Origin of the sequence: Lutibacter agarilyticus (assembly GCF_900188235.1) — a bacterium.
In the GTDB taxonomy this organism is placed as follows: domain Bacteria; phylum Bacteroidota; class Bacteroidia; order Flavobacteriales; family Flavobacteriaceae; genus Lutibacter; species Lutibacter agarilyticus.
Window position 1 is genome coordinate 160,005 of the sequence record NZ_FZNT01000009.1, and the last position, 12,048, is coordinate 172,052.

The window sequence follows — 12,048 nt, forward strand, 5'->3', positions numbered from 1 at the left end:
TATTACATAAAAAAAATATATTTAACAGTATAGTACAGGACAATTAAAATGTAAACTAAAGTTAACTTTGATTTTTACTAAAATTTAATATTTAAAATGACCAAAAGAAAATTTTTTATAGCGCTTTTATCAATTGTTTTATTAACTGCTTCTTGTGATGAAAAAGAGTCAATAGCAACTGATTTAGGATTTCAATCTCTTGAATGTAATTCAAAAAACAATCCTACTGTTGTAGAAAGTGAGCATCCATTGTTTACGTGGATTATAAATTCCGAAGGTTTTAATAAATCACAATCTGCTTACCATATTTTAGTAGCTTCAAGTATAGATAAATTAAATACTAATGATGCCGATTTATGGGATTCAGGAAAAATACTTAGTTCAAAATCTACGTATGTAGCATATGAAGGTCAAAAGTTAAAACCAGTTCAAAAGTATTATTGGAAGGTGAAGATTTGGGATGAAAATGAGCAAGCTTCTAATTGGTCTTCAGTTCAAGATTTCCAAATGGGATTGATGAATGAAACAAATTGGGGTGCAGCAAAATGGATTAGTTTAAATAAAGATACAAGAACTTCAGAACATCGTTTTAGAGCCTATAAAACTGGTAAAATGAAGGAGCCATTTATGGTTGAAGGGCAAGCAGCTTCTTATTTCAGAAAAGTAATTCAAACAGAAAAAGAAATACAAAGTGCACAAGCTTATGTTTGTGGATTAGGTTATTATGAATTGTATTTGAATGGAGAAAAAGTAGGAGACCATGTATTAGATCCTGCACCTTCAAACTACGATAAGCAAGCTTATTATGTAGATTATAACATTTCAGAAGCATTAAAAAAAGGTGAAAATGCTATTGGTATTGTTTTAGGTAATGGGTTTTATGGACAAGATATTTCTTGGAAACGAGATCCAGAATCGGATAGAGATATGTCTTACGGCGCTCCTGCAGTTAGATTGTTAATTAAACTGACGTATACTGATGGTAGTCAAGAAGATTTTTACACGAATGATTCTTGGAAAGAGTCTACAGGTCCTATTGTTTTTAATAATATTTATGGAGGTGATACCTATGATGCTCGTTTTGAATTGAATGGTTGGAATACGGTAAATTATGATGATGCTAAGTGGGGAGTTGCAAAGGTAATTTCACCTAAAGTAACTAAAATTAGTGCACAACAAATTCCTGCAATAAAAAAACTAAAAGAATTTGAACCACAAAACGTTTTTAAAGCGCCAAACGGAGATTGGATTGTAGATTTTGGACAAAATATAGCTGGTTGGGTAAAAATTAATGTCCAAGAAAAAGAAGGACAACTTATAGAAATTACAACTACAGAAGCTTTGTTAAGAAATGAAAAAGATATTTTTCAGGGTTCTACAGGTGGCGGTGCCAATGGAATGGCTCAAATTTATAAATATATATGTAAAGGAAGTGATAAAGAAACTTGGGAACCAAAATTTAGTTATCACGGGTTTAGATATGCAAAAATAAAAGGGATTTCAAGAAAACCAGACAGTGATATGATTAAAGCTGTTTTAGTTGCTACTGATATTCAAGAAAACGGAAGCTTTACATCTTCAGATGCGTTGTTAAATAAAATGCACAGTATTAGCAAATGGACCATTGTAGATAATGTTCACGGTATTCCTGAAGATTGCCCACACCGTGAAAAATGTGGTTGGTTAGGTGATGCACATGCATTTTGTGAATATGCATTGTATAATTATGATATGTACGATTTCTATAAAAAATATATGGAAGATATTCGTACGCAAATGCGACCAACTAAAGGACATAACAATCCTGAAATTAAATTTCAAGTACCAACTATGATAGCTCCAGGTAAGCGTACTTCAACCTATGCAAAGTTAGATTGGGGTGTAGCAACTATGTATTTGCCTTGGTACAATTATTTGTATTATGGAGATGATGCGATTGTAAAAGATTATTATGAAGATATGAAAGAATTAACCCAATTCTATCTATCGTATAAGGATAAAGATGGGATTATTCAAGATGGAATGGGAGATTGGTGCCCACCACGTTGGGATAGAAGAGCAAACCCAAGTGCTATGGAGTGTGATCCAATTATTTCAGCAAACGCCTATTTTTATGACGTTTTAGGTATTATGGAAAACTTTGCTAAAATAATTAATGATGCTGCTTATGAAGCACAAATGAATAAAGAAAAAAAGGAGTTGAAAGAAGCGTTTAATAAAACTTTTCTAGTAAATATTCCAAAAACCAATTACAAATGGTACGGAAGTCAAACAGCAACTGTACAGGCTTTACAGTTTGGAATGGTTCCTGAAACAGAAATAAATAGTGTTGTAGATGGTTTGGTATATGATATTAATGAAGTAAAAGGAGGACACCATTCAACAGGAATTCATGGAAATAGATACATTTATACCGTATTAACCAACTATGGTAAGGAAGATTTGGCGTATCAAATTTTAACAACACCAGATTTCCCAAGTCAAACGTATGTAATGAATAATGGTTTTACAACTTGGCCAGAACGTCAATTTGAATGGGAAACGATGGAAGGTCCAACAAATTCACTAAACCATCCAATGCATAGTGGTTTTGCAGCTTATTTTTATGAATCTTTAGGAGGAATTAAATCAACTTATGAAGGAGCAGGTTATAAAGAATTTACGGTACAACCAATATTCCCTAAAAACATGACTGAAACAGCAGTGGATGTGCCTACACCGTATGGAACTATTCATAATAGTTGGGAGATAAAAGGAGAAAACTTTTCAATGAATTTAGAAGTGCCTTTTAATACAAAAGCTAAAGTTATGTTAACTCCAACTGAATTAGCTTCATTAAAAATAAATGGTACACATTTTGAAACTTATCAAAAAGAGAATTCAATAAAAGTAATTGATAAATCAGCAGTGATAATAGGTTCAGGAACTTATCATTTGGAGTATTTAAAATAAAAAATATAATTATTTGAAGATTCATTTAATCTCAGAAAAAATTAAATAATGAAAAATAAATGGTATTTGTTTTTTCTTTTTATATTATTAGTTGTGCCTTTAAATGCGCAAGTTGAAATTGTTCAAAAAAGCATTTCAACAGTAGATTCTAAAGCGCTAACTATTGATGGAAAGTTTGGAAATGCTATTAATGGACGAACGTATCAAAAAGATGCGCTTGCTTCCTACAATGGTTATCAATACATAGCTTATTATAACAGCGATAGACGAGTTTGTATTTCTAGAAGAAAATTGCCTTCTGGCGATTGGAAAACCATTCAATTTTTAGATTACGATTTTAAAAGTGACGATTCGCATAATATTGTTTCATTTGGTATTTGTCCTAATGATGGAACTATTCACTTAGCATTTGATCATCATGTACATCCGTTGCATTATCGGGTTTCAAAAAAAGGCTTGGCAACCAATCCTGAAACTATGGAGTGGAGTGCTGCTTCTTTTGGTCCAATTATAGATGAATTAGAAGAAAATAAACCAATTAGAATTACGTATCCTAAATTTTGGCAAACTCCAGAAGGGAATCTTCAAATGAATTACCGTGTGAGAGGTTCTGGTAATGGTGACCGTATGTTGGTTGATTACAATGCTTCCACAGGGAAATGGGATAATACACGACAAATTGATTCGGCTATAGGAATGTTTGAAGACCAATTAGGTAAAAGTGAAACACGTTGCTCTTACCCTAATGGTTACGATTATGATGCAAACGGAAGACTACATGAAACCTTTGTTTGGAGAGAAAATAGTCAAGGAGCTAACCACGATTTAATGTATGTTTATAGTGATGATCGTGGATTTACATGGAAAAATAATGATGGAGATTTGTTAACTGAAATTATAAACGTTAACTCACCAGGAATTGTGGTACAATCCATTCCCAGAGTATTGGGTTTAATGAACGATCACGGGCAAGTTATAGATTCAGAAGGGCGTGTACATGTGGTAATGTTTCATTGTACAAAAGAAACAATTGAAGCGGTAGGTAGTAAATTAGGGGCAACCCGTTGGGGGCCAAAAGCAGCACAACGGTATTTTCATTACTGGAGAGATAAAAGTGGTAAATGGAACAGTTTGCAATTACCTATGGCAGTTGGCAATCGTCCTAAAATTTTTACTGATAAAAATGACAACCTCATTCTAATTTACTGTGGAACAACTAATACAAAAATAAAAGGAAGAAGCGGTAATGATGATGGTGAAGACTTAATTATAGCTGTTGCAACCGCAAAAAACAATTGGAAAGATTGGCATATAGCACATTCGGTAAAAGGTCCGTTTATGAATGATATGTTGGCCGATATTTATCGTTGGAAAAACGAAGGTGTTTTATCAGTAATGCTTCAAGAAGAACCTAGTGCGCTTAGAAAACCAAGTGCATTACGAGTTGTAGATTTATCAATCAATTTTAATAATAATTAATTATATTAATATGAGTAAAATAAGTTTAAGTAAAGTAATAATTTTATTGGCTGTTTTTTTAGTGTTTTTATCTTGTTCAGATGATACTCCTGAAGAAATCATTGATGAACCTATTGTAGAAGTTCCAGAAACTCCAGAAATTATAGATCCTAATAAAATTATATCTATTAATACCGGTTCTGTAGTTGGGCAAATGTATAATTTCTGGTCAACACGACCAATGATTAACCAAACGCGATTTGAGAGTGCTAACTTTACAAATAGTTTAGATCATATAAAACCTTATGTAAAAAGCTATAATTTGGTAAGAGTACTGGGAGGTAGAACTGATGATAAAAATAATTTTTACAAAGGTGTAGATGCCTCAGGTAAAATTATTACAGATTTTAGCGGTTTAATTTCTAGTATGCGTGGCTTTATGCAAACGGGTTTTAAACCTAGAATTGTATTAGATAATGTGCCTTGGGATATGAGTGGAGAAAAAATAGTTGATACCTACGGAAACTCAAAACCTCCTGTTGATTATGGTATTTGGAGACAATACATTAATGCATTTCTACAAACACTTATTAATGAGTTTGGTATGAACGAAGTTAAAAATTGGCGCTTTAGAATTGCTACCGAACCAAATTATACACCTAGCCATTGGAGAGGAACAAAAGACGAATATTTTAAACATTATGATATTACTGTAGATGAAGTTTTAAAAGTGATTCCTGATGCTATTGTTGGACCAGGAAACTTGCTTACAGAAGGAGTAGCAACTTGGCGAACAGAAATTATTGACCATTGTGCTACTGGTACAAATTATGCAACAGGAGAAATAGGGACAAGAATGAATTTTTTCTGTCTTTCTTATTATGAAAAAATAGATCAAAATGATGTCAAATTTCAAGAAACAGTTGAACCTTATAGGGCAAAATTAAACAGTTATTCTCAATTTAGTGATATTCCTTTTGATATTCAGGAGTTTGGAATTTTAAGAGATGAAAATAAAAAAAGAGGGTTGAGTTTGAGTGATGCAACCGAGTTTGGCGCAAGTTGGTATGCTGCTATTGCAGAAATGGCTTATGAATATGATATAACTGAAATTTATGATTGGGGTCAAGAATCTACGGATGGTTTAGCTACTGGTAGAAGAAATGTTACCTCCATGTTTCTAAAAATGGAAGATGGTAATAGACTACAAGCGGTTGATAATTTTAATGGATATTTAGGTGTAATACCTGTTGTGAAAAACGCTAAGGTTTACTTATTAGTTTACAATCACAATACCACAAGAAATAGTACAGGAAGTAAAGTTGTGTATCCAAGAATTGAAGGAGGTCTTATAGCTGCTTCAAGTAAATGGAAAATGAATGAATGGACTGTAGATGAAAATAACGGTGTTTTTATGCACGAATTGTATAAAGATGTAATAGCTGCAGGAGTTGCAAACAAAACAACGAGTAGTGCTCGTATTTATGGGAATAGACCTGATGATTATTTTGAAGATGGATGGAAAACTGTTTTTGATGCCAATAAATCTAAATATGAAGAGTTAGCAAAATTACCTCAAACCGTTAAAGGTTCAATAATTGAAACCAAAGATGGTAATATTACTTTAAAAGTAGATTTAGCACCTCATAGTGTTAAATTAATAGAGTTAATTCCGCAGTAAATAATAAAGTACCTTCAGTATTTTCTGTAATTTACTGTTGTTGTGGATCAAAATAGTTACTAATTAGGTAATTATTTTGATCCATTTTTTTTGAAAAAGAAAGAATAAAAACAAAAGTTTTAAGTAAGTTTTGTGATAACTAGCTTTGAGAGTGTCGAAAGAATCTTTGGTAAAATGCACTTTTGTTAGATTTAGGAACCTAAGTTTGGTCTATGAATTCACTAGAAAATTTAAAATTAATTTATATTTTATAACTAAATACGGGTTTGATTTTTTTGTTGAAAAGAATAAGCTATGAAATTAGTTATAACCTAACCAAAGTAAATCATAAATGAAATAGCACAATAATGGTCAATATTTCAATGGTTGATATTTCGCATCATCTTTTTCTTCCTTTTTTTTTTGTAGATAGTTGTTTTGTTGTAATTTAATAGATGAAAAACAAGGTAAAATCATAGATAGAACAAAATATTTTAGTTTTATGTTTTTGTAACATATGTAGTGGTTTTTTATGTGCTTGAAATGAAATATTGTATGTTGGTACTTTGTTGTCAAATAATATGTCAACTTGGTAGGTTTACAGTATTAGAGCCATTTATTTTGTGATTTGATATTTCATAAAAAAATAATTTCTAAAGAACTAAATTCATATAACAAGTTGGGTAATCATTTTGTACTTGATATTTTTAGTTAATATGTTCTTTATTAGTTGTTTGTATGTGTTTTTTATTCTGAATTATAATACAAAATAGGTTTTAAATTAAGTTTTACAGCATAGTACAGGATGCAGGCTTTTAACATTTATTATAATATTGTTAACATATTATTGTGATTTAACTTAGCTGAATTAAAGAGTAATAATTATAATAAATTCAAACTAATGTGATTAATTAAAACTAATTATATGTTAAACTTAAAACTAAATATGAAACAAAAATTAAAAAAACAATTTCCTGTTTCCGGGTTAGCGTTACTGCTGGTAATAGTGTTTTCAAGTTTCACGGCAATTAATTTAGAGGCTCAAAACAGAGTTTCTGGTGTTGTGAAAGATGTTGATGGTATGTCATTACCTGGTGTAACCGTGGTGCAAAAAGGTACCAGTAGAGGAGCGTCAACAGATTTTGACGGAAATTATTCTGTGGAATTAACTTCAGGTGAAAAAACGCTAGTGTTTTCTTACTTAGGTTTTAAAACAGTAGAAATTGCAGTTGATGGTAAAACAACCGTTAATGTAACTTTAGAAGGTGATGTAGAAAGCTTAGACGAAATAGTACTTGTTGGTTATGGTACTCAGAAAAAAGAAAGTGTTGTAGGGGCTATTTCTCAAATTAAAGGTGAGGATTTAATGGAAAGAGCAGCTGGGGTGTCTAATGTAGAAGAAGCATTACAAGGTAATTTACCAGGTGTTACAGCTATTCAAGGTAGTGGTATCCCTGGTCAATCTGATATGCAAATTTTTATTCGTGGCCAAAGTTCATGGAACGGAACTAATCAACCGCTTATTCTTGTTGATGGTGTTGAAAGGTCTATGAGTGATATTGATATGAATGATATTGAAAGACTTTCTGTACTTAAAGATGCTTCTGCAACAGCCGTTTTTGGTGTTAAAGGGGCGAATGGTGTAATTTTGATTACAACAAAAAGAGGTCAAACAGGTAAAGCACAACTATCCTTGGCAGCTAATTCAACTATTAAAATGGTTTCAAAGCTTCCAAGTAAACTAAACTCTTATGACGCTATATTAGAATCTAATAGTTCTATTCTAAGAGAATTAGCGAACGAACCTCGTGCTTGGAACGATTTTCGCCCAATGGGTATTCTTGATAAATATATCAACCCTCTAACAGATGAAGAGCGTTACCAATATCCTAACATTGATTGGGAGGATGAAACTTTGAAAGACTTTGCTCAAGATTATAGAATTAATCTATCTGTTCGTGGTGGAGGTAAAACTGCTAAGTATTTTGGTAGTTTAGCGTATCAATCAGTAAGTGATATTTTTGATGGGAAAAAATATGATAGTGGAAAAGGGTATTTAGGAGAATATAAGTATGATAGATTTAATTACCGTACTAACATTGATTTTAATATTACAAGTACTACTGAACTTTCAGTAAATTTATCTGGGTACATGGGAATTCGTGAGTCACCTAGTAATTTAAATACGGTAGTAAACGGTATTTATGAAATTGCGCCTAACTTGTATACTCCAGTATATCCTGATGGTTTATATGGGCAATACAAGGATGATACCTTTGGAATAACAAATCCAATTGTGAGTTTAACCAATACAGGGTATGACACTTTTACTAATTTTCAGGTAAACACAGATTTTGTACTGAAACAAAAATTAGACTTTATCACAAAGGGCTTGTCTTTTAAAACATCGTTTTCACTAGATAACAACATGACAAGTAAACAATCTCTTACTGATAATGGAGCTGATGGTTTTGAAAATGTGATTTACAGAGTGTATGATGGTGATAATGAAATTTTTCTATCACCTAATGGTGTTAATGACTTTGATTTTACGTTATTCCCATGGACTGTAAATGCTTCAGAAATATTTGATGGCAATGATGGTAGTGCTAGTCAGCGTAGAGTACGTAGAATGGTTTATGATTTTGCATTAAATTATAATAGATCTTTTGCTGATAAACATAATGTAACAGCATTAGCATTAATGAGACGTGAAGAGTATGCTAGAGGAAGTGAATTTCCATATTATAGTGAAGACTGGGTTGGTAGAGTAACTTACAACTACGATTCAAGATATTTTTTAGATATTAATGGTGCGTATAATGGTTCTGAGAGATTTGGACCTGGTTATCGTTTTGATCTGTTTCCTTCAGCAGCTGCAGGTTGGACTGTATCAAACGAATCTTTTATGGAAAGTACGGAATGGTTAAACAAACTTAAATTCAGAGGTTCTTATGGACTTGTGGGAGATGATCGTGTTCCAGGTAGATATAATTATTTGAGTCAATGGTCAAGTGGAGGATCAGCATTTTTGGTGCCAAGTGCGTATCAAGGAGGAAGATCACCATACATATTCTATAAAGAGAAAAAAGTAGGTAATTCAGATCTTCAGTGGGAAACAGCTGTTAAGTATAACATTGGTGCTGAAATAGGGGTGTTTAATAATTTGATTACCGCTGAGTTAGATTACTTTGCAGAAGATCGTGGTAATATACTTATAGTTGGTTCACAACGAGCAGTACCTGATTGGTTTGGAATTGCGCCTCCTGATTTTAATAAAGGAGAAGTAGAGGTGAGAGGTTATGAAGTTGTAGTGAATGTAAATCATACCTTTGGAAGTGGATTAAATGTTTATGGTAATTGCAACTTTACACAAGCAAAAGACAAGGTAATAGAGAGAGAAGATCCTGCATTACGTCCTTTTTATCAACAGGCTGCGGGCTACGCAATTGGTCAACCAAGATCAGGTATTCCTGCAGGAATGTTGACTAACTGGGATGATATTTATATGTCTACACCAAAAGTGGCAGGACAAGCATCTACACGTACAGGTTATTATGATTTAATTGATTATGATGGTGATGGACAATATAATAGTTCTTTTGATAATGTTCCTTATGGCTATACAGTACGCCCTCAAAGAACATGGAGTGCTACTGTTGGTGCTCGTTACGAAGGTTTTAATGTTTCAGTACAATTTTATGGAACTCAAAATAGTATCAGAAATTTCGGAGACAGAGCATTTAGCAATCAAACAGATCTAATTTTTGAACAGGATTTAAATTACTGGACTGTAGACAATCCAAATAGTACACGTACACAACCAGCCTGGAGTTTAGATCAAGGAGCTACCAGTCCGTTACAGAATAGATATGATACGTCATTAACCAGACTTAAGAATGTATCATTATCTTATGATATTTCTAAAAAAGTGTGTGAGAAGATAGGGATTAGCAAACTTCAATTTTTTGCCAATGGTAGCAATTTGATTTTATGGACAGACTTACCTGATGATAGAGAATTTAACGGTAGTATTACCTCAGATTCTAGTTTTAGGGGAGATTACCCAACCTTGAAAAGGTTTAACTTCGGTTTTAATATGAATTTTTAAAAAGAATTTGATGAAAAATTATACAATAAAAATATTATTATTTATAGGGCTTATGTTGTCGTTTTCGTGCGAGGACTACTTAGATATAGCCCCAGAATCAGAGTTAGAACAAGCGGATGTTTTTTCAAGCTTTGATAACGCACAGGGATTTGTTGAAGAAATGTATGCGATGGTAGTTGATTACGGTACTGCCAGTCACACTTTTCAAGATTATATGTTTGGAGATGATGCGTGGACTAAAAATGGATGGCAAGCAAGTGGTGCTATTGATAGAGGAAACTTAGGGTTTTGGGTAAATCATAAATACAGTTATTTAGGAGGTGCGTATGTTAGAGGGCCTGATACCAATAATACTAATGCAAGATTCAGACCACGTGTTTGGGATGCTGGTATGTTTGGTATTCGTAAAGCTAATATTGTGATTGAGAGTGTTGATTTAATGGTGAATTTATCTCAAGCAGAAAAAGATGTTATTTTAGGACAAGCCTATTTCTTTAGAGCTTATTTTCATAATGAGATTATGAAATTCTGGGGACGCTTTCCTTACATAGATACCGTACTTGTTGGTGAATTTGACTTACCACGCCCTGATACATATAAAGAATGTGCTTTAAGAGCAGATGAAGATTACAGAATGGCTGCTCAATTATTGCCTTTGAATTGGGATGATCAACCTTATGGCGAAAAAACTTTAAGTCAAAATGGAGGTAGACTTACGAAAGGTGTAGCTTATGCTTTTCAAGGTAAAAACTTGCTTTTTGCTGCCAGCCCGTTAATGCATTTTAACAATCAATCTAGTATAAATACTTATGAGTACGATACTGAATTAGCTGATATGGCAGTTGATGCTTTTGCAGAAGTTCTAAAATTAGATGACCAAGGAGTATATGGATTAGCTAATTGGAATGAGTATGAAGAAGTATTTTGGAAAACGCCAAACGCTAATATGTGGCCAGGAGGTACTGAGTTTATTTTTTCAGCACCTGGAGGAAATAGAGCAAGAGCTCAAGCCTTTATGACTGCAGGTATGGAGAAAGCTATTCATGGAGTAAATGGGTCAGCGCTTTTTTCACCAACTCATAATTTTATCAATAATAATTTTGGAATGGCTAACGGGTTATCTATTGAAGATGATTTAAGTGGAGCGTATGGTACACCAACTTATGACCCTACAAAACCATTTGAAAATCGTGATCCAAGATTTTATAAATTTATTGTGGCTGATAGAGATGTTCTTGGAACAAAAGGATCAGTTCCTGTTCAACATAGAACAGCACAGCTTTATATAGGTGGTGTACATGAAAAAGGTAATGGAGGTTCTAAATCAGGCTATATGCAAAAGAAATTTTACCCTGTAATTAATGGTGAGTTTCATAGTAAATGGAATAGAATTATTAATAGATATATGGGTGTGCGTTTAACTATGAGACTTACAGATGTATATTTAATGTATGCTGAAGCATTACTAGCTGCTAAAGGACCAAGTTCAATACCTGCTTCTTACGGGTTAACTGCTGAGGGTGCCATTAATAAAATACGTAATAGAGCTGGTATTCCAAATGTTCATTCATCTATTGTATCTGATAACAATAAATTTATGGATCAATTAAGAATAGAAAGAAGTGCAGAGTTATGTTTTGAAGCTCATAGATGGATGGATATTCGTCGTTGGGGAATAGCACATTTAGATAAATATAGGTTTAAAACAAAATTAGCGTATCCTAAAGATCATTCTTCATTCACAGAAGAAGTTCTTATAGAAAGAGTTTGTGAATATCCTAAGCACTATTGGTTGCCATTTGAGGCTAAGCAAACACAGTTTTATGAAGGTTTTCCTCAAAATCCAGGATGGTAGTTTTACACAAAT

Annotated in this window: 5 protein-coding genes; all 5 read left to right on the forward strand. The window is 32.8% G+C overall.

The features are described from left to right. Positions 1 to 96 precede the first annotated feature (96 nt). The 5 genes from CHB67_RS14625 (at position 97) to CHB67_RS14645 (ending at position 12,036) form a co-directional block, all read left to right on the forward strand. A complete protein-coding gene (locus tag CHB67_RS14625) occupies positions 97 to 2,952 on the forward strand; it encodes an alpha-L-rhamnosidase (protein ID WP_089382539.1) in 2,856 nt (951 codons plus the stop codon). Positions 2,953 to 3,000: 48 nt separating this feature from the next. Next, a complete protein-coding gene (locus CHB67_RS14630) occupies positions 3,001 to 4,431 on the forward strand; it encodes a BNR repeat-containing protein (protein ID WP_089382540.1) in 1,431 nt (476 codons plus the stop codon). Positions 4,432 to 4,441: 10 nt separating this feature from the next. Further along, complete coding sequence (locus tag CHB67_RS14635) at positions 4,442 to 6,091, forward strand: GH39 family glycosyl hydrolase (protein ID WP_089382541.1); 1,650 nt, start codon at positions 4,442 to 4,444, stop codon at positions 6,089 to 6,091. 925 nt (positions 6,092 to 7,016) lie between these two features. Further along, complete coding sequence (locus CHB67_RS14640; protein ID WP_176461289.1) at positions 7,017 to 10,181, forward strand: SusC/RagA family TonB-linked outer membrane protein; 3,165 nt, start codon at positions 7,017 to 7,019, stop codon at positions 10,179 to 10,181. 10 nt (positions 10,182 to 10,191) lie between these two features. Continuing rightward, positions 10,192 to 12,036 carry a RagB/SusD family nutrient uptake outer membrane protein gene (locus CHB67_RS14645; RefSeq protein WP_089382543.1) on the forward strand — a complete coding sequence of 615 codons (1,845 nt, stop codon included), beginning with the start codon at positions 10,192 to 10,194 and terminating at the stop codon, positions 12,034 to 12,036. Positions 12,037 to 12,048: the final 12 nt, after the last annotated feature.